Here is a 23,282-nt window from a genome sequence, read left to right on the forward strand (position 1 = left end):
AGACACATACACATCTCTGGAGATTCATTCATGGCCACCCACCAACCGCTCGAGCCCCAGGCGCCCTGGCGGCAACTGACGGTAGACGCCAAGGACTGGCAACAGGCGGATCCCGCCCTGCTCGGCACCATGCTTACCCAGCTGCACTGGATCCGCGCCTTTGAAGAGGCCGTGCTGGACCTGGCCGCCGAAGGCCTGGTGCATGGCCCGGCGCATTCGTCGGTGGGCCAGGAAGGCGGCGCGGTCGGCTCGGTGCTGGCGCTGGGCGCCGGCGACCAGATCAACGGTTCGCACCGCGGCCACCACCAGTTCCTGGCCAAGGCGCTGCAACATGTCGCGCCGCTGGGGCTGGACCCGCGCAATCCTCTCACCTCCGCCATCGACGACGTCCTGCAGAAGACGCTGGCCGAGATCATGGGCCTGGCCCAGGGCTATTGCCACGGCCGCGGCGGCAGCATGCACCTGCGCTGGCTGGAAGCCGGCGCGCTGGGCACCAACGCCATCGTCGGCGGCGGCGTGCCGCTGGCCGCGGGCGCCGGCTGGGCGCACAAGCACGCCGGCACTGACCGCGTCGCCGTGACCTATTTTGGCGACGGCGCGGTGAACATTGGCTCGGTGCTGGAAACCATGAACCTGACCGCGGCCTGGAAGACGCCGCTGTGCTTCTTCATCGAGAACAACCGCTACGCCGTGTCCACCACGGTGGAAGAGTCCACCGCCGAACCGCGCCTGTCGGCGCGCGGCCTGGCCTTCAACATCCCGTCGTGGAAGGTGGACGGCATGGATCCGCTGGCGGTCCACCTGGCCATGTCCGAAGCCGTGGCGCACATGCGCGCCGGCAACGGTCCGACCATCGTCGAAGTGGACGTGTACCGCTTTTTCCACCAGAACGGCCCCTTCCCCGGTAGCGCCTTCGGCTACCGCAGCAAGGACGAAGAATCGCAATGGCGCCGCCGCGATCCGCTGGACAAGATCGCCACGGAGATGATCGGCCGCAAGCTGATCACGCAAGCCGAAGTGGACGCCCTGCGCCAGCGCTGCAAGGACGTGATGAAGGACGTGTCCGGCCGCCTGACCGAAGCCGCCGATGGCGGCAAGCGCCGCGTGCGCGCCGATCTTTGGCCCAGCCCGGATTTCCGCGACGTAGGCCTGCGCAGCGACGGCTCGGAACTGGCCGGCCTGCGCTACCAGGAAGCCGCCGACCACGCCGGCCAGTCCGCCGAGCGCAAGTTCGTGGACGCGGTCGCCGACGTGCTGGACCGCCGCATGGAAACCGACGCCGGCGTGGTGGTGCTGGGCGAAGACGTGCACCGCCTGAAGGGCGGCACCAACGGCGCCACGCGCGGCCTGAAGGACAAATATCCCGACCGCGTGCTGGGCACCCCCATTTCCGAGAACGCCTTCGCCGGCCTGGGCGGCGGCCTGGCCATGGACGGCCGCTACCGGCCCATCGTGGAATTCATGTACCCCGACTTCATGTGGGTCGCGGCCGACCAGATCTTCAACCAGATCGGCAAGGCCCGCCACATGTTCGGCGGCGACATCGACGTGCCCTTCGTGTTGCGCACCAAGGTCGCGATGGGCACGGGCTACGGCTCGCAGCACTCCATGGATCCGGCTGGCATCTTCGCCACCGCGCCCGGCTGGCGCGTGGTCGCGCCGTCCACTCCCTATGAATACGTCGGCCTGATGAACACCGCGCTGGCCTCCAAGGATCCGGTGCTGGTGATCGAGCACGTGGACCTGTACGCCTCCTCGGGCGAAGTGCCCACGGACGACCTAGACTACGCCATTCCGTTCGGCAAGGCTCGCGTGCGCCGCGCGGGCGGCAAGGTCACCATCCTGACCTACCTGTCCATGGTCAGCCGCGCGCTCAAGGCCGCCGAAGCGGCGGGCGTGGACGCCGAGGTCATCGACCTGCGCACGCTGGACCGCGCCAGCCTGGACTGGGACACCATCGGCGCCAGCATCATGAAGACCAACAACGTGCTGATCGTGGAGCAAGGCGCGCGCGGCACGTCCTACGGCGCCATGCTGGCCGACGAGATCCAGCGCCGCTACTTCGACTGGCTGGACCAGCCGATCAAGCGCGTGACCGGCGGCGAGGCCTCGCCCAGCATCTCCAAGGTGCTGGAGCGCGCGGCCTTCGCCGATACCGAGGAAGTAATGGCCGGCCTGGCCGACGTGCTGGCCGACATGGGAGAACAGGCATGAGCACAGCCCTGCACATGACCGTGCCGATGGAAGTCGGCATCTGCTGCGCCGACCTGGACGCGCTGCTGGCCTTCTACACCGAGGTGGTGGGCCTGAAACTCGTCAACCGCGTCAGCGTGCCGGCCGACAAGGCCCAGGCCACCGGTCTGACACGCCACGGCTATGACGTGGCGCGGCTGCAGACCAGCTATGGCGAACGCATCAAGCTGTTGCAGCCCGCCGCCGCGCCCGAGGCCGCCGCGCGCGGCGCGGCCATCCTGGACCGCCAGGGCGCCACTTACCTGACCTTCATCGTGCGCGACCTGCCCGGCGTGGTGCGCGGACTGGAAGCGAAGGGCGTGGTGTTCGACAGCAAGCCGGCGCCGATGGAAGTGCGCCCCGGCACCTGGCTGGCGTTCTTCCGCGACCCCGAAGGCAATGTGCTGGAACTGGTCGAATACGACGATCCCGCCACCTACCGGCCCGACCTGGCCGGCGCCGCAGAATAGGACGAACATCGTGGCACACCTTATCAAGCTCCCCTCCGTTGCGGCCGACACCTCGGGCGGCACGCTGCACCAGTGGCTCAAGAAAGAAGGCGACCTGGTCGCCGTGGGCGACGCATTGGCGGAAATCGAAACCGAGAAGGCCATCGTCGAGATCAATGCCGAGCAGGCCGGCGTACTGGGCCGCATCGTGGTCCAGGCCGGCGCGGCCTCGGTGCCGGTCAACACCGTGATCGGCGTGCTGCTGGTCCAGGGTGAAGACGCTACGGCTATCGACCGCGCGCTGGCCGAAGCCGGCGCCGCGCAGCCCGCGGCAGCACCTGCGGCTGCGGTTGCTGGCAGCGCTGGCCCGGCCCCTGTCGCCGCCCCGGCTTTGGCTTCGGCCAGCAACGCTGCCACCTCGGCTTCTGCGAGCGCCGCAGCCGCGCCTCAGGCACCCGCTGCCGCAGGCACCGCAGCTGTTCCTGGCGGACGCTTGTTCGCCAGCCCGCTGGCGCGCCGCCTGGCCGCGCAATGGCATGTGGACCTGCTGGGCGTGACCGGCACCGGCCCGCACGGCCGCATCGTGCGCCGCGACGTGGAAGCGGCACGAGACCGGGCTCCGGCCGCCGCAACCGCGCCGCTGGCCGGCCGCCCGGCCGCACGCCGCGTCCCGCACACTGGCATGCGCCGCGCCATCGCCCGCCGCCTCACGGAAAGCAAGCAGAACGTGCCGCACTTCTACCTGACGGTGGATTGCAGAATGGACGCGCTGCTGGCCCTGCGCGCGCAAGCCAACCAGGGCGGCTCGGTAAAGCTCTCGGTCAATGACTTCATCGTGCGCGCGGCGGCGCTGGCCCTGCGCGAAGTGCCGGAAGTGAACGCCAGCTGGCATGAAGATGCCGTCGAGTACCACGCCGGCGCCGACATCTCGGTGGCGGTGGCGACCGATGGCGGCCTGGTCACGCCCATCGTGCGCGACGCGGACCTGAAGTCCTTGTCCGCCATCGCGGGTGAAATCGTCGAACTGGCCGGCCGCGCCAAGATCAACCGTCTGAAACCCGAGGAATTCACCGGCGGCTCGCTGACCGTGAGCAACCTGGGCATGTACGGCATCAGCCAGTTCGCTGCCATCATCAATCCGCCGCAGGCGGCCATCCTGACGGTGGGCGCGGCCGAGAAGCGCCCGGTGGTGGACAGCGAAGGCCAACTGGCCGTCGCCACCGTCATGACGGTGACCTTGTCGGCAGACCACCGCGTGGTGGACGGCGCGGTGGGCGCGCGCTGGCTGGCCGCCTTCCGCACACTGATCGAAAACCCCGTGCGCATCCTGTTGTGAGCCCCGCCATGACCAAGACTACCTTTGATCTCGTCGTGGTGGGCGGTGGCCCCGGCGGCTACGTCGCCGCCATCCGCGCGGCCCAGCTGGGCATGTCGGTCGCGCTGGTGGAACGCGCCGAACTGGGCGGCATCTGCCTGAACTGGGGCTGCATCCCCACCAAGGCGCTGCTGCACAGCGCCACCGTGCTACGCGCCTGCCGCGAGGCCGCGCACTACGGCGTGGCGGGTGCGGGCGACGCGCGTCCCGACCTGGCCGCCATGGTGGCGCGTTCGCGCAAGGTGGCGGGCCGCCTGGGCCAGGGCGTCGCGCACCTGATGAAGAAGAACGGCGTGACCGTGTTCGCCGCCAGCGCCAAGCTGGCGGGCGGCGGCCGCCTGGCGCTGGACAACGGCAACACGTTGTCGGCCAAGCACATCATCCTGGCCACGGGCGCGCGCGCCCGCGAACTGCCGGCGCTACCCGTGGGCGAGCGCATCTGGGCCTACCGCCAGGCGCTGGTCCCGGCCGAGATCCCGAAGTCGCTGCTGGTGGTGGGCGCCGGCGCCATCGGCGCGGAATTCGCCAGCTTCTACCGCGCCGTGGGCGCGGAGGTCACGCTGATCGACATGACTGCGGAGATCCTGCCGCAGGAAGACGCGGAAATCTCGGCGCTGGCTCGCAAGGCTTTCGAGAAGCAAGGCATACGCGTGCTGACGCAGTGCGCCGTGACTTCGTCCTCGTTGACCGCGACCGGCGTGAAAGTGGCGCTGGACCAGCAAGGCAAGCGCAGCGAACTGGAAGTGGACCGCGTCATCGTCGCCGCCGGCATCGTCGGCAACGTCGAGAACCTGGGCCTGGAGCAGACCCGCGTCAAGGTCGAGAAGACCCATATCGTCACCGACGGCCTGTGCCGCACGGGCGAGCCCGGCGTCTACGCCATTGGCGACGTGGCCGGAGCGCCGTGGCTTGCGCACAAGGCCAGCCACGAAGCCGTGCTGTGCGTGGAAGCCATCGCCGGCAAGCCCGCGCATCCCATCGATCCGCTGCGCATTCCGGCCTGCACCTATTCGTATCCGCAGGTCGCCAGCATCGGCATGAGCGAAGCCCGCGCCCGCGAACACGCCACCAAGACCGGCGGCGACATCCGCGTGGGAAAGTTCACCTTCGCCGGCAACGGCAAGGCGATCGCCATGGGCGAGGACCAGGGGCTGGTGAAGACGGTGTTCGACGCCAAGAGCGGCGAGCTGCTGGGCGCGCACATCATCCACCCCGAAGCGTCCGAGCTGATCACGGGCTACGGCGTGGCGGCTTCGCTGGAGGCCACCGAGGAAGACCTGATGCACACGGTATTCGCGCACCCGACCCTGTCGGAAACGCTGCACGAATCGGTGCTGTCGGCGTTTGGCCGCGCCTTGCACGCCTAGGACCTGCCTGCCCCGGGGCCTGCTTGCGCAGGTCGCAGGCGCAAACCGCCACGCGGCGCGGACTCAGATCCGCGCCGCCAGGAAGTCCAGGAAGCAGGCTATACGGCGCGACAGCTGCGTGTTGCGGTAATACACCGCGTGCATGGGCTGCAGGTAGTCCGTGTGCGCGGCCTCCATCAACTTCACCAGCCTGCCGGCCTTGACGTCCTCGCGCACCACAAAGTCGGAAAGGCAGGCGATGCCCACGCCGCGCACCGCCAGTTGCCGCTGCGTTTCGCCGCTGGAAGTCGCCAGCGTCGGCATCGCCAGATAGCTGGATCCGCCGGCGTGGCGCAAGGGCCAGACGTTCAGGCTTTCGGGCTGGGTGAAGCCCAGCACCTCATGCGCCGCCAGATCCTCCACCGTCTCCGGCGCGCCGCGCCGGGCTACGTAGTCCGGACTGGCCATCACCCAGCGCGGCGACGGCCGCAGCGGGCGCGCGTGCAGGGTGGAGTCCGTCAGCGGCCCCATGCGCAGCGCCACGTCGGTGCGATGTTCCATGAGGTCGACGATGCGGTCGTTGCTGGTGAGTTCGAGCGTGATCGCCGGATACTCGCGCCGGAACTCCGCCACCAGCGGCACCACGCAATGCAGCATGACCGGCGCCGACGCATCCACCCGCAAGCGGCCCGCAGGACGCTGATGCACCATGCGCATGCAGTCCTCGGCTTCGTCCAGCGACGCGACGATGTGCCTGGCCTTGGGGAGAAAATGCTTGCCCTCTTCGGTCAAGTCCATGCGCCGGGTGGTGCGGTTGAGCAGCGTAACGCCGAGTTCTTCCTCCAGACGCGACAGGCCCCGGCTGACGCCCGACGCGGTGTGACCCAGCAGCTCGGCGGCGGCGCTGAGGGATCCGGCGTCCACCACGCCCAGGAAGAGGCGTAACGCGTCAGAGTTCAGGGACATGAGGGTGGCTCCTTGGTTTGTCGGTCGATTGTATAGAGGGGGTGTCGGCATGGGATTGGGATTTCTTGGCTGCCCTGTCGTGGAGTTCTTTAGACGCCCGACGCGGCGATGCACAGGGCTCCGCTGAATTCATCTTCACGGGCGCTGAGACAAGCGGGCTTGCGCGGGGTACTCGCCCACGGCGGGGTATGGCGAAACGTCTTACGGGGCCCGCTCCCAGCCGGCCGCGCGGGCGGCCGGCTGGAGCGTACTCGATGTCTTGCGTCGTGAGAGCTGATGACAATCACCGGATGAGCGTGTGGGTGAATTCCATAAAAGGGACTACCAGAATCGGCTACCTACCAAAAACAGGGGAGTAGTGCGTCTTCCCAAATGCACTAACACTATCGAATCGGCACACTTGGTCGACTCGACAAAAATAGGGAGAAGCGAGATGGATCGTCGGCGTGTACTGCAAGCCGCACTAGGCTCTGCTTTTATCCTTCCATCCCTGAACGCCGCGGCGCAGGTTAGAAAATCGTTCGACGAACTGTTCGCAGAAGCCAAGACTGTTCCGTACGAGTTCGAAAAGGTTAGATCAGAGAAAGAGGTCTTCGATCCATTCAACTCCAAGGCCGCTGCCCCACGGGTCAAACCGTCCGCACGCACGATCGCACAGAAAGCCATCGAACTCATCGTATTCTTCGAGGTGACGAGCGAAGCGAACTACAGGAAAAAGCTTACCCGTCCTATCTGGCCCGAGGGGCAGTCTGGCGTGACGATCGGCATCGGCTACGACCTTGGAGCCGTTCGCGCCACGTGGTTGCGCGGCGATTGGGGCGATCTTCTTGATCCTGCAATGATCAAGGCGCTGGAGCCGGCATGCCAAAAGTCGGGCAAGCAGGCGGCGAAACTCACGCCTACGCTTCAGCACGTGGAAGTTCCATGGCCAAACGCCATAGATCAGTTCAAGCAACGGCTGCTCCCCCTGTACATCGCGCAGACCTTGATTGCGCTACCACTGGCGGGGGATTTGTCTGACGCATCGCTTGGCGCATTGGTGTCCCTGGTCTACAACCGGGGCGCCAATTTTACGAGTCCCCAGCCTAAACGCAGGGAGATGGTGAAGATCAAAGATGCCCTGGCTTCCAAAGATTATGGGAGCATTCCACAACTCATTCGAGACATGAAGAGGATATGGAACTATGAGGACTATCCTGGACTTCATAAACGCCGTGACCTCGAAGCCGCCCTATTCGAGGAAGGCCTTGCCAATTCATGAAAGCCGTATCAGCGTTGATGACCTTCTGCGCAAGTATCGTACTCTCGCAGGCCCAAGCCGCGGATACCGGGAGGGTCGCGTTACTGATTGGCAACTGGGACTACGACATGAGTGGCGCGTGGGAGGAAGCCCCTCGCCAGAATTTTCAGGCGGACCTCAAGAACCCGTGCAAGGACGTCAATCGCGTCAAGCAATCGCTCGAGCGAGTTCAGTTCGGCAACGACATCGAGGTCGCGTGCAATCTTTCGCTGCAAGGCTTCAAGCGTAAGCTTGATGACTTCGCAAAGAAGGTCGAGAACCTGCCTCCGGGCTCGCTTGCCTTTATCTTCTACTCCGGGCACGGGTTGCAGCAGTATGGATACATCTGGTCGCTACCAGTGTTGATGGAGCTGCCTGGGGATCTTCTGCAAGACGGCCGAGAGAACCAGCAGATTCAGCATCTATCCAAAGAGGCAATCGAGATTCAGGCAGCGCTGCGCAAGTTTACCAACCGTACCGACATTGCCATCTACATCGCCCTCGATCAGTGCAGGAACGCGCCGCTGCCAAGCAAGATCGCGTTCAACAACGGCTTCAATCCCGCAATTCCGGAGAATGTCGGCATTCAGTTTTCTTCCACGCCCGGTGAAACGAGTCCTGACGGCAGTGAAATGGTAAAGCTGTTGACGACGGAGCTTGAACGCGGAGGCAAGATGACGGACATCGCCGGGCGGGTCTATGGCAAGAGCCTTGACTTGTTCCGCAGCAAGGGCAAAGGTTCGTATTCGGTCAACTATGCGGGACGAGACTTCCAGCGCCTGCAAAGCCCAGCCATGAGCTTGCAGGCTGCTCCGAACACCACGCCCCCACCTCCCACGTTGTTGCAGGCGACGGATGACGTGGTGCGTGGCAGGCAAGAGCTTCGTCGAAAGCCCGCGGGGGCCAAGCCACCACCCTCACTGGACATCTTCTGGTGTGAGGGAAAAGGCGAGCGAGCTCGCTACAGTACCGCGATGGACCTAGCAAGAAAGATCGCGAAAGATGCGCCCGCTTACGGTGTTGGCCGGGTCGCGGTCAGGTCGCTCCCGGTGCAGGCCAATCTTCACGACTACAACGTTTGGCGCAACCTAATGCGTTATGACCCTGGAGAAGACAACGAAAAATTCATTCTTGAGAGCATCGCTTCCAAGTTCCCGGAATATGCTTTCCTGCCACAACGTGGCACTGGGTTTGGCAACAAGCCGACGTACAACTACATGTCCGCGTTCATCTGCGAAGGATTCACCGGCCAATAGATTGCGTGCAACCAGACGTGCAATCATCAACCCCGGCCCGCCGCGCCCGGCCCGGGCCGGGGCCGGAGCCCGCAAGACACGCCCCCCCGATGCGGCCAAGAACGCCAAGCGCACCGTCCTCCCCCGCGCCCCACAAGATCCCAATGCGGCAGGCGCCTTAAGGCCCCCCCGCATCCACCGCAAGAAAAGCCAATAACATCAAGCCACCCGAGCCCCACCAATAGAAACAACACTCGCACTAAACCCCTTCAACAACTCCTCCCTCCGCAACGCCGCCTTCTCCATCGCCGCCTCCTTCACATGCCCGTAGCCCCGGATCTCCTCGGGCAGACTAGCCAAGGCCACCGCACGCTCAATATTTCCGCGATTCAATTTCGACAAGATCGCGCTCAAAGTCTCCCGGTACTCGCGGATCAGCTCGCGTTCGGCGCGCCGCTCGGCGGTGTAGCCAAATGGGTCCAGCTTCGACCCGCGCAACCTTCGCATTCGCGCCAACACGCCGAAAACGCGCAACATCCCAGGCCCATAGCTGCGCTTGATCAGATGGCCGTCCTTATCGCGCCGCGAAAACAACGGCGGCGCCAGGTGGAAGTTCAGCTTCCAGTCGCCTTCGAACTGCGCCTGTACGCGCTTCAGGAATTCACCGTCTGAATACAGCCGCGCCACCTCGTACTCGTCCTTGTAGGCCATCAGCTTGAAGTAGTAGCGCGCCACCGCCAGCGCCAGCCGGTTGGTGCCCGTGGCCTCGCGTTCGGCGCGCGCAACCTTGTCCACCAGTTCGGTGTACTGCCGAGCGTAGGCCTCGTTCTGGTAGTCGGTCAGGAACGCCTTGCGCACCGACACCAGCCGCTCCAGTTCTCCGGCAGGCTTCTTCAATTCCACGACAGGACTTGCCGCGCGCGGGCGCTTGAGTTCGATGATGCCCTCGGGCTGGGATGGCGCGCCGTTGGCGATCAGGCGCTTCACGTCCGCCAGGTCGTGCGCGGCGCGACGGCCCCAAGCGAAGGCAGTGAGGTTGTTCTGCACCTGCTGGCCGTTCAGTTCGATAGCACGCAAGAGCGCGTCCTGCGACAACGGAATCCAGCCCTTCTGATAGGCGTAACCCATCATCAGCGGATTGGAATAGATCGCGTCGCCCAGCAGGCCCACAGCCAGCGCGGCGGCGTCGACGGAGGCCAGGTGCTCCTTGCCGCAGGCGGCCGCCAGGTCGGCGACCAGGTTGGCACCCGGCAGCGTCCAGTCCGGATTGCTGACAAAGGCGGCGGTCGGCGCGGTGTCGCTGTTGAGCAGGACGCGCGTCCGGTCCGGATTCAGCCGCGCCATGGATTCCGCGCTGGTGGCCACGACCAGGTCGCCGGCCAGCAGCAGGTCGGCTTCGCCCATGGCGACCCGTGTGTTCAGCAGATGGTCCGGCGTCTGCGCCAGCACTACGTGCGAATACACGGCGCCGCCCTTCTGCGCCAGGCCCGCCATGTCCAGCACCGAACAGCCCTTGCCCTCCAGGTGTGCGGCCATGCCCAGCAGTTGGCCGATGGTGACCACGCCGGTGCCGCCCACGCCGGCGATGAAGACGCCGTAGGGTTGGTGCAATTCGCGCGCGGCCGGATGCGGCACGTCCTCGTCGATGGCGCCGTCCTGCTCCAACGCGCCCGGCTTCTTGAGCTTGCCGCCCTCCACAGTTACGAAGCTGGGGCAAAAGCCCTTCAGACAGGAGAAATCCTTGTTGCAGCTGGACTGGTTGATCGTGCGCTTGCGGCCGAACTCGGTGTCCAGGGGTTCCACCGACAGGCAATGCGATTTCTGCGAACAGTCGCCGCAGCCCTCGCACACGCGCTCGTTGATGAGCACGCGGCGCGCCGGGTCCGGATAGGCGTTGCGCTTACGCCGGCGCCGCTTCTCGGTGGCGCACGTCTGGTCATAGATCAGCACCGATACCGCGGGATGCTCGCGCAGTTCGCGCATGACCGCGTCGAGCTCATCGCGGTGCCGCACCGGCACGCCCGGCGCCAGGCCTTCGATCTGCTTGTACTTGCCAGGCTCGTCGGTGACCACCACGATCTTCTCGATGCCCTCGGCGGCCATCTGGCGGCTGATCATCGGCACGCTCAAGGGGCCATCCACCGGCTGCCCGCCCGTCATCGCCACGGCATCGTTGAACAGGATCTTGTAGGTGATCGGCACCTTGGCCGCCACCGCCGCGCGTATCGCCAAAAGTCCCGAATGGAAGTAGGTGCCGTCGCCCAGGTTGGCGAACACATGCTTTTCCTCGGTGAATGGCGCCTGTCCCACCCAGGGCACGCCCTCGCCGCCCATTTGCGTGAACACATCGGTGCTGCGGTCCATCCACCTGACCATGTAATGGCAGCCGATGCCGGCCATCCCGCGCGAGCCTTCCGGCAGGCGGGTCGAGGTGTTGTGCGGACAGCCCGAACAGAACCAGGGCTTGCGCTCTTCGACCACGCGCGGGCGCGCCAGCTCCTGTTCGCGGCCGCTGATGAAGGCCAGGCGCGCCTCGATGCCGGCGCGCACGTCCGCAGGCAACTCGAAACGCAGCAAGCGCGCGGCGATGGCGCGCGCCACCATGGCGGGCGAGAATTCGTAGTGCGCCGGCAGCAGCCAATTGCCTTGCGGCACCGACCATTCGCCGCCGTCCTTGTCGTCGAACTTGCCGACCACGCGTGGAATCTTCTTGCCGCTGCCGATCCAGCTGAACAGCTCTTCCTTCAACTGGTACTCCAGCACCTGGCGCTTCTCCTCCACGACCAGGATCTCGTCCAGGCCTTCGGCGAAGCGCTGCATGCCGGTGGATTCCAGCGGCCAGACCATGCCCACCTTGAACAGGCGCAGGCCGATGCGCTGGCACACGGCCTCGGACAGGCCCAGGTCGGACAGCGCCTGGCGCGTGTCCAGATACGCTTTGCCTGACGTCATGATGCCGAAGCGCGCGTCGCGTTGCGGCACCTGCCAGAGTTCGCGGTTGAGCTTGTTGGCGCGGACATAGGCCAACGCGGCATAAAGCTTGTAGTCCAGCAGGCGGGCCTCCTGCTGCAAGGGCGTGTCGGGCAGCCGGATGTTCAGGCCGTCGGCCGGCAGCTGGAAGTCCTGCGGCAGCAAGATCTCCACGCGATACGGATCCACGTCGACGGAGGCGGAGACTTCGACGATATCGGTAATGCACTTCATGCCCACCCAGACGCCCGCGTAGCGGCTCATCGCCCAACCATGCAGCCCGTAGTCCAGCACCTCCTGCACGCTGGAAGGAAACAGCGCCGGAATCATGCAGGCCTTGAGGATGTGGTCGCTCTGGTGCGGCAAGGTCGAGGACTTGGCCGGGTGGTCGTCCCCCGCCACCACCAGCACACCGCCGTGGCGCGAGGTGCCGGCCGCGTTGGCGTGCTTGAAGACGTCGCCGCAGCGGTCCACGCCCGGCCCCTTGCCGTACCACATACCGAAAACGCCGTCGTACTTGGCGCCCGGAAACAGATTGACCTGCTGCGAGCCCCACACCGCGGTAGCGGCCAGGTCTTCGTTGATGCCGGGTTGGAACTCGACGTGGTGGGCCTTCAGGTACTTGGCCGCCTTCCACATGTTCTGGTCGACGCCGCCCAGCGGAGAGCCGCGGTAGCCGGACACGAAGCCCGCCGTGTTCAGGCCGGCGCGCGCATCGCGCACCCGCTGCATCATGGGCAGGCGGACCAGGGCATGGATGCCGCTCATCCAGGCGCGCCCGGATTCCAGGGTGTACTTGTCGTCCAGCTGGACGGATTCGAGCGCGGCACGCAAGGCAGGCGAAGCAGGAGCGTTCATGTCGACTCCAAGGGATCCAGGAACCCCTGCCGGCAACGCGCGACACCCTCTTGAAGCGCACGCGGGCGAGCAAGGGACGTGAATTGCGGGCGCTGGCGCGCTTCTGTTTCCATTGGTTGTAACCGCTCGCCCCACCCCCGGCAATAGGGCGATGCGATAATTGCCGCCATGGACTTCGCCCCTCGTATCGTCGACTGGCAGCGCCGTCACGGCCGCCACGATCTCCCCTGGCAAAACACCCGGGATCCTTACCGCATCTGGCTCTCCGAGATCATGCTGCAGCAGACGCAGGTGGCGACGGTCATTCCCTATTACGAACGCTTCCTGCAGCGCTTCCCGGACGTGGCCGCGCTGGGCGCGGCCGCACAGGAAGACGTAATGCCTTATTGGGCCGGACTGGGCTACTACGCTCGCGCCCGCAACCTGCACCGCTGCGCGCAAGAGATCGCGCGAGATTGGGGCGGCCGCTTCCCGCCCACGGCCGAAGCCATCGCCACGCTGCCCGGCATCGGCCGCTCCACCGCGGCGGCCATCGCCGCGTTCGCCTACGGCGAGCGCGCGCCCATCCTGGACGGTAACGTCAAGCGGGTGTTCACGCGGCACTTCGGCATCGCCGGCGACCCGACCAAACGGGAAGTCGAACAGAAACTGTGGGCCTTGGCGGATGCGCAGGTCGAAGCCGCGCCCGGCCTGGACATGGCCGCCTACACGCAAGGCCTGATGGATCTGGGCGCCACGCTATGCACGCGCGGCAAGCCCGCCTGCGATGCGTGCCCGGCGGCGGACAGTTGCGTGGCCAAGCGCGAAGGCCGCCAGGCCGAACTGCCCACGCCCAAGGCGCGCAAGGCGATCCCCGAACGCGAGACCTGTATGCTGGTCCTGCGGCACGAAGGCGCCTTCCTGCTGCAACAGCGGCCCGAGCCCGGTATCTGGGGTGGGCTGTGGAGCCTGCCCGAGTTCGACGTATCGCAAGACCCGGACAGCGCCTCGCGCGCGCTGGGCCTGGAACCCGAACAGCGCTTCGAATTGGCCGCCTTTGCCCACACCTTCACACACTACCGCCTGCACATCCGGCCCTGGCTGGTGCCGGTGCGCGCAGCCGGCCTGCGCGAGTCCGCCAGGCCGGAACGTTGGGTGGCGGCGGATGAACTGGCATCAGTGGCGCTGCCCGCGCCTGTCAAGAAGCTGCTGCAAGGGCTGGTAGAGGCGGGGATGCAGGACAGCCTGTTCAAGGGCTGAGCGGCAGCGGCGAAGGCGCCGCCTGATGCGGCTACTCGCCCCCGCCCAGCAACATCACCAGCTTCAGATCCGGATGCGTCGCCAACCGGAATGTGATCTGCTGGTAGGCCAGCTTGCCGCGCCCCGGATGCTGGAATTCACGCAAACCGCCTTCGCGCTCCACCACCGCGTGGCGCGTCCACCAGTGGGCGAACACCGGACTCTGGCGGTTCAGGCTGTCCAGCAGCGCCAGCACGCCCGGCTCATCCAGATGCGCGCCGGCGTCGGCGCGGAATTCCGCCACCACGCGGCGGGCGCGCTGGTCCCAGTCCACCACCAGTTCGCGCGCGGCGGGGTCCAGGAAGATATAGCGCAGCAGATTCGGTTCGGCGTCGCGCGCCGGCCAGTTGTCGAACAGCTCGCGCAACGGCTCGTTGTACGCCAGCACGTTCCAGGCGCGGTCCAGCACGTAGGCCGGCGCATTGATCGCGTTCACGCATTCCTGCAAGGGGCCAGGCGCGCCCGCATCGTCGCGGCCGTGCTGAGGGTCGGCACAGTCGGCCAGGTCGAACAGATAGGCGCGTTCGGCGCGGGCCAGTTGCAGCACGCCCGCGATGCGCGACCAGACCGAAGGCGACACCGACACCTCCCGTCCCTGCTCTATCCACGTGTACCAGGTGACGCTGATGCCGCACAGTTGGGCGACCTCCTCGCGCCGCAGCCCAGGCGTGCGGCGGCGCATGCCTTCCGGCAAGCCGGCCATCTGGGGCGTGATGCGGGAACGGGCGCTGCGCACAAATTCGCCCAGCGCCTGGCGGCGCAAGGGAGAGCCTTCATGGCCGGCGGCGCCGGTTTGGGGGGAAGTAGTCATACCAGGATGAGCAATGGACTTGTACGTGTATGGGCAGCCGCCTATCTTAGCGCCTGGGCCACCGCTTCCCAACGCTTTCCGCCCCCGCGGCAGCCCCAGCCACCCAAGGATTCCTCATGACCGCCAGCACCCATGACGCCGCCGTCGACCGCCAATTCAGCCCGCGCGCGACCGCCTACCTGACCAGCGCCGTACACGCCCAGGGCGAAGACCTGCTGCAAATGGCAGGCATCGCCGCGCAGCATCCCGAAGCCCGGCTGCTGGACCTGGGCTGTGGCGGCGGCCACGTCAGCTTTCACGTCGCGCCGCACGTCAAGCACGTCACCGCCTATGACCTGTCGCAGCAAATGCTGGACGTGGTCGCGGGCGAGGCCGCCAAGCGCGGGCTGGCCAACCTGGCCACCTGTCAGGGCAAGGCGGAATACCTGCCGTTCGACGACGGCGAATTCGACCTGGTGATGTCGCGCTATTCCACCCACCACTGGCAGGATGCTGGACGCGGCCTGCGCGAAGCCTTCCGCGTTCTGAAACCCGGCGGCATCGCCGTGTTCGCCGACGTGGTGTCGCCGGGCGAGCCGTTGCTGGATACCTGGCTGCAGACCATCGAGGTATTGCGCGACACTTCGCACGTGCGCGACTACTCGGTTGCCGAGTGGACCCGCATGCTGACCGAAGCCGGCTTCACCCTGCAGGGCCTGGCGCCACGCCGCCTGCCGCTGGAGTTCCAGTCCTGGGTCGTGCGCATGCGCACGCCGGACACGCTGGTGGCGGCATTGCGCCATATGTTCGGCATCGCGCCTGACGTGGTGCGCACGCACTTCGAGGTGCAGGACGACGCGTCCTTCACCAGCGACACGGCCACCATCGTGGTGAGAAAGCCGGGCTGATTCCTCCGCTGCGGCGGGACCCGCTCGACAGCGCCCGCTCCGACCTGTATAGGTATGGGTTCGACAGAATCCCGTACAGGTAAGGAAGCGCCATGTCCGATACGTCCAACCAGCCATTGCCCGCCGCGTCCCCGGTGGACCTGACCGTCACCGAGGCCGCGGCCCTGATCCGGCAAGGCAGGCTCACCAGCGTTGCGCTGACCCAGGCCTGCCTGGACCGCATCGACGCCCGCGCGGACCTCAACGCCTTCATCACCGTGGACCGCGCAGGTGCGCTGGCCCAGGCCCGCGCCCGTGACGCCGCCGGCGGCCAGGCTGATGGGACCGCGCTGCCGCTGGCTGGCGTGCCTATCGCCATCAAGGACAACATCCACGTCGCCGGCCTGCCCAACACGGCGGGCACGCCCGCCTTGAAGCATTTCCGTCCGGCCGAGGACGCACCGGTGGTGCGCCGGCTGCGCGAAGCCGGCGCCGTCATCGTCGGCAAGACCAATATGCACGAACTGGCGTTCGGCGTGTCGGGCTACAACACCGCCTTTCCCGGCACGCATGGCGAAGGCACGCGCAACGCCTACGACGCCAGCCTGATCGCGGGCGGCTCCTCCTCGGGCAGTGGCGCAGCGGTGGGCGCGCGCCTGACGCCGGCCGCGCTGGGCACGGACACGGGCGCGTCGGTGCGCCTGCCGGCGGCGGTGAACGGCGCGGTCGGCTTCCGCCCTTCGGTGGGGCGCTACGACGGCGCCGGCATCACGCCCATCTCGCATACCCGCGACACGCCGGGACCGATAGCCAACAGCATGGACGACATCGTGCTGCTGGATGCGGTGCTTGCCGGAGATCCGCAGCCGCTGTCCGCACTGCCCCCGGCTGGCATGCGCCTGGGCCTGTGCGGCTACTTCTGGCAAGGCCTGGATCCGCAGGTGCAGGCCGTGATGGACGCCGCGCTGACCAAGCTGCGCGCGGCCGGCGTGCAGTTGGTGGAACTGGACATGCCCGGCCTGGAGGCCAGCAACGCTGCGGTCGGCATGCCCGTCTGCCTGCATGAACAGAAGGGAGACCTGACGGACTATCTCGAACGCTACGAAACCGGCGTCACCTTCGAGCAGGTAGTGGCGCAGATATCCAGCCCGGACGTGAAAGGGATCTTCGACGGCCTGATCGTGCCAGGCGTGCTGCCCCTGCCCTCGGGCGAAGTGCTGCCGCTGCAACCTCTCTATGAACGCGCCATGGCGACGCATCGCGACGAGCTCATCAACGTGTATCGCCGCGCGTTCCAGGACCATGCGCTGGACGGCCTGCTGTTTCCCACCGTGCCGATCCAGCCGATGGCCGCCACGCCGGACGCCAGCAGCTTCGAAAGCTTCGGCCGTCTGGCGCGCAACGTCGATCCGGGCAGCAACGCCGGCCTGCCCGGGCTGAGCGTGCCCGCGGGCTTGTCGGCGGACGGGCTACCGGTGGGATTGGAGGTTGATGGACTGCCGGGCGAGGACCGCAAGGTGCTGGCGGTCGGACTGATGCTGGAGAACGTGCTGGGGCGGTTGCAAGGGCCGGGACGCTCCGGCGGCTGACAAGCGCTTCATGCAAAGAAAACGCCAGCCTGTTTCATGGGCTGGCGTTTTTTTTGGCAAGGCGATGGGCTATGTTGGCATTAGCCTTTCAGGCAGGTGCTCATGAACGTCTTGCGCTTGTCGCCTGTCAGCTGCTGCGAGGTAGCCTTGGCGTTGCAGTCCTTCATCTTCTGCTGCTGCGGCGTGAGCTCCTTGGCGGGCGCGGCGGCTTCGCCCTTCAGGCAGCTGCTCATGTAGGTTTTGCGCTCGTCGCCCTTCTTGCCTTCCGCCGACTTGTTGCAGTCGGCCATGCGCTGCTGCTGCGGCGTGGGCGTCTTGGCGGGAGCGGGGGCCGCAGGGGTCTGGGCAAACGCCGCGCCGGCGAAACAAGCGGTCAACAGAAAGGCCGAGGCCAATTGGCTGGTACGGGAAAGCATGGGTTCCTCCCTTGGCGCCCGCGCGCCTGGATTCAGTCGCAAAGGCGGGCCGCACGGTCCGCCGGCCCAATCGCCGGCCCGGTCATGATCGAACAAACCCGAACCCTGCGCAAGGGTGCGGAAAGTCAAGAATCGCCAAGGCCTGACATGCCCCTGAAACCGCCAGCGGCCTCCCCGTGGACACGCCATCCACGCAGGCGAATTTGCGACCAATCCAAGCACCCTGTTACCCATTCATCCCTTTGCCCCGTTGTGTACAAGACGGGAAAGGTGTGAGATAAGCATGCCCCCAGTCCAGAGGCGGCGACGACCGCCCTGCGGGTGAAAATGGCGCCCGCCACGTGGCTGCTCAGGAGACCACAATGAAACTTGCCCTTGCTTCGTTCGCGCTGCTGGCCGGCCTGTCTGGCGCCGCCGGCGCGCAGGGCCTGGTCTACGGCGTCACGCTGGGCAATGTCCAGGCGGTGCGCGACGTCAACCAGAACCTGTCGGCCATCACCGGCCTGCTTTCCAACCAGTCCGCGCGGCACGTCAACAGCGCCATGCTGACCTTCGTGCTGTACGACGCGCAGGGCCGCGAGATCGGCCGAGTGCGCGACGATGTCGTCGGCCCGCTGGCGCCCGGCCAGATCAAGCAGATCCGGGCCGTCACGCCGCTGCAGTTCACCCGCGTCACCGCGCTGGGCGTCGACGCCCGCTGACCTTCCCCCCGGCGGCCCTCGCCAGAAAGGCGCCCACGCCGGGAGCGCAGGCAGCCCGCGGCAAAAACCCTGATTCCCACAGGGTTTAGACAGCATGGCGCAAGGTCAAGTATGGGAAAATTCCACTCGTCGACTCAATAAAAGGGGCTTCCACACGAAGCCCCTTGTTGCGTGCGCCGACGCGCCAGCACGCCTGGCTCCAGCTACGAGGAAGAAAAGATCATGTTTCCAAAAAGACTCACCGAAGGCTACCAATCTTTCCTGGGGGGCCGTTTCCCTTCGGAAAGCAGCCGATATCAAAAGCTGGCCGAATCGGGACAAAACCCGGAAATCCTGATCATCGGGTGCTGCGACTCGCGCGTGTCGCCCGAAGTCATCTTCGACGCCGGCCCCGGCGAGATGTTCGTCGTGCGCAACGTCGCGAACCTGGTCCCGCCCTGTGACCCTGACTCGGAATCCTCGTACCACGGCACCAGCGCCGCGATCGAATTCGCGGTCAACGGCCTGAACGTCAAGCACATCGTGGTGCTGGGCCACGCCTCCTGCGGCGGCATCCGCTCCTTCTTCGACGACGCCAAGCCCCTGACCAAGGGCGATTTCATCGGCAAGTGGATGTCGCAGATCGAACCCGTGGCCCAACGCCTGGGCCCCGGCACCGGCGACCGCCAGGCCAACCTGAAACGCCTGGAACTGGCCACGGTCGAACACAGCCTGAACAACCTGATGACTTTCCCGTCCATCCGCCGCCGCGTGGAAAAGGGCGACCTGGAACTGCACGGCACCTACTTCGGCGTGGCCACCGGCCTGCTGTACCTGCGCGATCCCGCGACCGGTGAATTCAAGCCCTGCCTGGAATCGCCCGCGGCGGCGTAAGGCGCGGTAGCAGGCGTGCGGTAGCCCCGGCACGCCTGCGCCGGCCTTTCCTGGTTGTTCCTGCGCGCCGCGGCCGCTTGACCCGCTCGCCCTCGCAAAACCGCCAGGCCATAAATTTCCCACCCCTTCCCTCGACCAGAAAAACCCCTTCGTGCATAATTATGGACGACTTTCGTCCATAATTTGAGAACCTGAGCCGCCAAAGGGGCTGACCATGATATCGATGCAAGACAAGTGGGTCCTCGTTACCGGCGCCGGCCGCGGCTTGGGCGCGGCCATCGCGCGGGGTTTCGCGCAGCAAGGCGCGACCGTGATCGTGGCCGACGTGGACGCGGATGCGGCCGCCGCCACCGCGCAGGCTATCCGCGACGCAAGCGACAAGGCCGCAGAAGCGGTGCTGGACGTGACCGATGCCGCCGCGGTCCGCGCATTTGCGCAGCGGTTCGCCACCGACCACGGCAACCTGAACATCCTGGTCAACAACGCCGGCATCGGCGCCCTCGAGCGCTTCGAGGATCCGAAAACTCCCGAAACCTGGGACCGCGTGATGAGCGTGAACCTGCAGGGCACTTTCAATGTCACGCATGCCTTCGTCGAGCAGTTGAAGGCCGCGCGCGGCGTCATCATCAATCTGTGCTCCGTCGTGGCCTATGGCTGCAGCACCTCGCCTGCAAGCTACACCGTCTCGAAGGGCGGCGTGCGCTCGTTCACCGAAGTCCTGGCGCGCGATCTGGCTCCGCATGGCGTGCGCGTGAACGCCATCGCGCCGGGCCTGATGGAGACCGACATGACCGCAGGCGTGCGTGGGCGCCCGCAGGGCACGGACTGGTACACGCAGCGCACCCCGATGGCGCGCGCCGGACGGGCCGAGGAAATCGTCGGCCCGGTTCTTTTCCTGGCCTCCGACATGGCCAGCTATGTGAACGGCGTGGTGCTGCCCGTGGACGGCGGCTACCTGGCCGTCTGAGGGAACATCAGGAAACGGAGCCCGCCAGCCCGCACAACTCGCAAGCGTGCCTCAGACCCGGTACGCCTGCGCCAGCCTTTCGTAGTTGTTCTTCAGGATGATGCCCGCGTAATACACGTGCTCGCGCATCAGGTCCTCGGCCCGCGCGCCGTCGCGGGCGATGATTGCATTGACGATGCGGTGATGGTCGTCATGCGATCGCAGGATGATCCCGTGGTCTTCCCACAGGATGATCCGGTCCGAGGCGTAGGGAATGGCCTGCGCCTGCGTCGCGAAGCGCCGCACCCAGGGGTTGCCCGCCGCTTCCAGGATGCCATTGTGCAGAGTGATGTTCACCTGCTGGTACGGCAGATGGTCCTCGGCCAGCAAGACGCCCTTGCCCAGGATCCGGTCCCCTTCGTCCAGGCAATTCTTCAGCACCGCCACGGCATCGTTGGATAGCCCGCGCAGGGCCGCCTGGCGACAGGCCAGCCCTTCCAGCGCCGCGCGCACCTCATAGGCCGCCACGATTTCACCGATGTCATAGGCGCGCACGGTGTAGCCGCGCTTGGGCAGATGTTCCAGCAAGCCTTCATTGCCCAGCGTCGCCAGCGCCGCGCGCACCGGCGTGCGCGACACCCCAAGTTTTTCCGCCAGCGGGATTTCTTCCAGGCGGGCGCCCGGGCTGAACTTGCCGTGCAGCACCCAGTCCCGCAGCGTGTCGGTAACGTGTTGAGATAGCGTGTCCATAGCCTCATTGTATACATGAAGAATACATAGGACGCCAGACACGCTTCCGAATTTCGGAACATCTCTGTAAAACACGATGTAAATCAAACAAGTCCTAGGGTAAGCCCCTATACCTGCCTCTACGTCATGTATACATAATCGCAAAAAATTCAAACCAGCGGCCACGTCCCCACCCGAGGCGGACAGCACGCTACCAGGAGACAGCATGTCCAATGTATCCACGCCGGCCGGCATGGGTCCGGCCCCGCGCCTTGCGCTTGTCACGGGCGGCGGCGGCGGCATAGGCGCCCGCATCTGCCAGGAACTGGCCAGCGCCGGCTTGCGCGTCATCGTCTCGGACGTGGACGCCGGACGCGCCCGCCGCGTGGCCGACGAACTGGGCGCGCCGCACGCCTCCCATGCCTTCGACGTCAGCGACGAACACTCGGTCGACAACGCCTTCGAGCAGATCGAAGCGCAGTACGGTCCCATCGCCGTGCTCGTCAGCGCCGCCGGCCTGTTGCTGTTCCAGGACAACGGCGAACGCCCGCTCATCAAGGACACCACGCTGGACATCTGGGAACGCAGCTTCGCGGTCAATGCCCGCGGCGTGTTCCTGTGCGGCCGCGCCTACCTGCGCCGGCGCGAGGCCGCGCCGCTGGCGCACGGCCGCATCGTCACGTTCACCTCTGTCGCGGCGCAGTTGGGCGGCTACCGCTCCAGCGCCTCGTACATCGCGGCCAAGTCCGCGGTGCTGGGCCTGACCAAGGCCATGGCGCGCGAATCCGCACACCTGGGCGTCACGGTCAACGGCATCGCGCCGGGCCTCATCGACACCGACATGCTGCGCAGCACCGTCACCAGCAGCGGCGCGCTGGCCGCCGCGGCGCAAGCCATTCCGCTGGGCCGCATCGGCACCGTGGACGACGTGGCCGCCGCCGTGCGCTTCCTGGCATCCGAGGAAGCCGGCTACATCACCGGCAGCGTCATCGACGTCAACGGCGGCTACCGCATGCAGTAAGGCAATCCGGCGGCCAGGCCGGCAACGCAGCAAAGCGCCATCCACCAACAAAGGCGCGCATCAAAAAAGAACGGGAGACAAAGATGAAGAAAAGCAGTCGCTACGCAGCCGCCGCTGCACTATGCGCGTGGGCCTTGAGCACGGGCGCGCTGGCGCAACAGGAGCCGGGCATCACCGACAAGACCATCAAGATCGGCCTGTTCGCGCCCTTGTCCGGCAGCGGCATGGCCTACGGCTTTGACGTGCTGAACGCGGCCAAGATGTGGTACGCCAAGGTCAACAAGGAAGGCGGGGTGCATGGCCGCCAGATCGAGCTGGTGATCGAGGACGACCGCTGCAACGCCAACGACCTGGTCGCCGCGGTGAAGAAGCTGAACGAGCAGGACAAGGTATTCCTGCTGAACGGCGGCTCCTGCTCGGCCGCGGTGGTGGCCTCGCGCGAATATGTCGAACGCGAGAAGGTCCCGCTCGTGATGCTCAACGCCTCGGGCGACGGCGCGCTGTATCCGCCATCCAAGTACATCTACGGCGCCTTCTCCATCTCCCAGCACGCCGTGGGCGGCTCGATGGTGCAGTTCGCCGCCGAGCACCTGAAGGCCAAGAAGATCGGCTACATCAACCATGACGACGCCTACGGCGGCTGGAACCTGGAGGCCGCGCAGGCCCAGGTCAAACAGCTGGGCGACGCGTCGCTGCAAGTCCAGTCGGTGAACCCGAACATCACCGACGTGACCGCGCCCATGCTGAAGATCCGCGCCGCCAACGCCGACGTGCTGCTGCTGACCACGTATGCCCGCCCCGCCGCGCTCATCATCAAGAAGGCGCAGGAATTGGGCTGGAACAAGCCCATCGTGCTGGCGGTGAACGGCACCGCCGACCTGAAGCAGCTGGTCGAGAACGTGGGCAACAAGGACGCCTTCAAGAACGTCTACATCCAGGAAGTGCTGTCCGACGTGCCGGGCGGCTCCAAGCTGACCTGGGTGTACGACATGTACAAGCAGGCCTACCCCGACCTGGCCGCCAAGCCGGGCCATCCGCAGACCTACATGCCCTACGGTCTGCCGCCCGCGATGGCGGTGGTCAACGCGCTAAAGGCCGCTGGCCCCCAGCCCACCCGCGAGAAAGTGCTGCAAGCGCTGGAAACCATGAAGTTCGATTCGGGCGTCATGGCCGGTCCGATCGAGTTCGGCCCGAACGACCGCGCCGCCCAGGAATCCGCCATCTACATCAAGTTCGACGGCACCAACATGTCGCTCGTGCCTGGCGCCTTCAAGAGCGTCTGGCAGTACCAGAAGTAAACCAGCGGCCCGCCACGGGCCGGGCCCGCGCGCTGGCGCAGCAG

General features: G+C 66.2%; 19 protein-coding genes. 14 read left to right on the forward strand and 5 right to left on the reverse strand.

What is annotated here, in order from left to right; translation table 11 throughout:
- Positions 1-30 precede the first annotated feature (30 nt).
- From AC6LKD_RS19735 to lpdA, 4 genes are read left to right on the forward strand one after another with little or no spacing between them, the layout of a single operon-like run.
- Positions 31-2,214, forward strand: a complete 2,184-nt coding sequence (locus tag AC6LKD_RS19735; protein ID WP_498117196.1) for an alpha-ketoacid dehydrogenase subunit alpha/beta — start codon at positions 31-33, stop codon at positions 2,212-2,214.
- Complete coding sequence (locus AC6LKD_RS19740) at positions 2,211-2,702, forward strand: VOC family protein (RefSeq protein ID WP_013396526.1); 492 nt, start codon at positions 2,211-2,213, stop codon at positions 2,700-2,702. Before AC6LKD_RS19735 ends, AC6LKD_RS19740 begins: the two co-directional genes overlap by 4 nt.
- Positions 2,703-2,712: 10 nt before the next feature.
- Positions 2,713-4,017: a pyruvate dehydrogenase complex dihydrolipoamide acetyltransferase gene (locus AC6LKD_RS19745; protein WP_498117197.1), complete on the forward strand. Its 1,305-nt coding sequence runs from the start codon at positions 2,713-2,715 to the stop codon at positions 4,015-4,017.
- Between the two features lie 8 nt (positions 4,018-4,025).
- Complete coding sequence (gene lpdA, locus AC6LKD_RS19750) at positions 4,026-5,423, forward strand: dihydrolipoyl dehydrogenase (RefSeq protein WP_498117198.1); 1,398 nt, start codon at positions 4,026-4,028, stop codon at positions 5,421-5,423.
- A 63-nt stretch (positions 5,424-5,486) separates the two neighbouring features.
- Here lpdA and AC6LKD_RS19755 read toward each other — a convergent pair whose 3' ends face one another.
- Positions 5,487-6,368, reverse strand: coding sequence for a LysR substrate-binding domain-containing protein (locus AC6LKD_RS19755; RefSeq protein ID WP_498117199.1), 882 nt, complete (start codon positions 6,366-6,368; stop codon positions 5,487-5,489).
- 433 nt (positions 6,369-6,801) lie between these two features.
- Here AC6LKD_RS19755 and AC6LKD_RS19760 point away from each other — a divergent pair, with 433 nt between their 5' ends.
- Positions 6,802-7,629 carry a hypothetical protein gene (locus AC6LKD_RS19760; RefSeq protein ID WP_498117200.1) on the forward strand — a complete coding sequence of 276 codons (828 nt, stop codon included), beginning with the start codon at positions 6,802-6,804 and terminating at the stop codon, positions 7,627-7,629.
- Entirely contained in the window at positions 7,626-8,903 is a 1,278-nt protein-coding gene (locus AC6LKD_RS19765; protein WP_498117202.1) for a caspase family protein, read from the forward strand. The genes AC6LKD_RS19760 and AC6LKD_RS19765 overlap by 4 nt, the downstream gene beginning before the upstream one ends.
- 198 nt (positions 8,904-9,101) lie before the next feature.
- Here AC6LKD_RS19765 and AC6LKD_RS19770 read toward each other — a convergent pair whose 3' ends face one another.
- Positions 9,102-12,710, reverse strand: coding sequence for an indolepyruvate ferredoxin oxidoreductase family protein (locus tag AC6LKD_RS19770; RefSeq protein WP_498117204.1), 3,609 nt, complete (start codon positions 12,708-12,710; stop codon positions 9,102-9,104).
- A 168-nt stretch (positions 12,711-12,878) separates the two neighbouring features.
- Here AC6LKD_RS19770 and mutY point away from each other — a divergent pair, with 168 nt between their 5' ends.
- The gene (mutY, locus tag AC6LKD_RS19775; protein ID WP_498117206.1) at positions 12,879-13,949 is read left to right on the forward strand and encodes an A/G-specific adenine glycosylase; all 1,071 of its coding nucleotides are present in this window, start codon (positions 12,879-12,881) and stop codon (positions 13,947-13,949) included.
- Positions 13,950-13,980: 31 nt separating this feature from the next.
- On the opposite strand, the gene AC6LKD_RS19780 is transcribed toward mutY, so the two are convergent.
- On the reverse strand, positions 13,981-14,799 hold the full coding sequence (locus tag AC6LKD_RS19780) for a helix-turn-helix transcriptional regulator (RefSeq protein ID WP_013391291.1): 819 nt from the start codon (positions 14,797-14,799) through the stop codon (positions 13,981-13,983).
- A 116-nt stretch (positions 14,800-14,915) separates the two neighbouring features.
- Here AC6LKD_RS19780 and AC6LKD_RS19785 point away from each other — a divergent pair, with 116 nt between their 5' ends.
- Together AC6LKD_RS19785 and iaaH are read left to right on the forward strand one after the other, a co-directional pair.
- The gene (locus AC6LKD_RS19785; RefSeq protein WP_013391290.1) at positions 14,916-15,686 is read left to right on the forward strand and encodes a class I SAM-dependent methyltransferase; all 771 of its coding nucleotides are present in this window, start codon (positions 14,916-14,918) and stop codon (positions 15,684-15,686) included.
- 92 nt (positions 15,687-15,778) lie between these two features.
- Positions 15,779-17,254, forward strand: coding sequence for an indoleacetamide hydrolase (gene iaaH, locus AC6LKD_RS19790; protein WP_013391289.1), 1,476 nt, complete (start codon positions 15,779-15,781; stop codon positions 17,252-17,254).
- Between the two features lie 80 nt (positions 17,255-17,334).
- Here iaaH and AC6LKD_RS19795 read toward each other — a convergent pair whose 3' ends face one another.
- The gene (locus AC6LKD_RS19795; protein ID WP_013391288.1) at positions 17,335-17,670 is read right to left on the reverse strand and encodes a PsiF family protein; all 336 of its coding nucleotides are present in this window, start codon (positions 17,668-17,670) and stop codon (positions 17,335-17,337) included.
- A 362-nt stretch (positions 17,671-18,032) separates the two neighbouring features.
- Between AC6LKD_RS19795 and AC6LKD_RS19800 the strand changes: the two genes are divergently transcribed.
- From AC6LKD_RS19800 to AC6LKD_RS19810, 3 genes are all read left to right on the forward strand, one after another.
- The gene (locus AC6LKD_RS19800) at positions 18,033-18,371 is read left to right on the forward strand and encodes an FxLYD domain-containing protein (RefSeq protein WP_492275944.1); all 339 of its coding nucleotides are present in this window, start codon (positions 18,033-18,035) and stop codon (positions 18,369-18,371) included.
- A 222-nt stretch (positions 18,372-18,593) separates the two neighbouring features.
- Positions 18,594-19,244, forward strand: a complete 651-nt coding sequence (locus tag AC6LKD_RS19805) for a carbonic anhydrase (RefSeq protein WP_013391286.1) — start codon at positions 18,594-18,596, stop codon at positions 19,242-19,244.
- Between the two features lie 214 nt (positions 19,245-19,458).
- Positions 19,459-20,211, forward strand: a complete 753-nt coding sequence (locus AC6LKD_RS19810; protein WP_498117208.1) for an SDR family NAD(P)-dependent oxidoreductase — start codon at positions 19,459-19,461, stop codon at positions 20,209-20,211.
- Positions 20,212-20,262: 51 nt separating this feature from the next.
- On the opposite strand, the gene AC6LKD_RS19815 is transcribed toward AC6LKD_RS19810, so the two are convergent.
- Positions 20,263-20,940 (reverse strand): GntR family transcriptional regulator, encoded by a 678-nt coding sequence (locus AC6LKD_RS19815; RefSeq protein WP_013391284.1) that lies wholly within the window; start codon positions 20,938-20,940, stop codon positions 20,263-20,265.
- Positions 20,941-21,145: 205 nt separating this feature from the next.
- On the opposite strand from AC6LKD_RS19815, the gene AC6LKD_RS19820 reads away from it, so the two are divergent.
- Entirely contained in the window at positions 21,146-21,940 is a 795-nt protein-coding gene (locus AC6LKD_RS19820) for an SDR family NAD(P)-dependent oxidoreductase (protein ID WP_498117210.1), read from the forward strand.
- A gap of 83 nt (positions 21,941-22,023) precedes the next feature.
- Complete coding sequence (locus AC6LKD_RS19825; RefSeq protein WP_013391282.1) at positions 22,024-23,238, forward strand: ABC transporter substrate-binding protein; 1,215 nt, start codon at positions 22,024-22,026, stop codon at positions 23,236-23,238.
- The last annotated feature ends 44 nt before the right edge of the window (positions 23,239-23,282 follow it).

This window comes from Achromobacter sp. D7-1 (assembly GCF_059760445.1).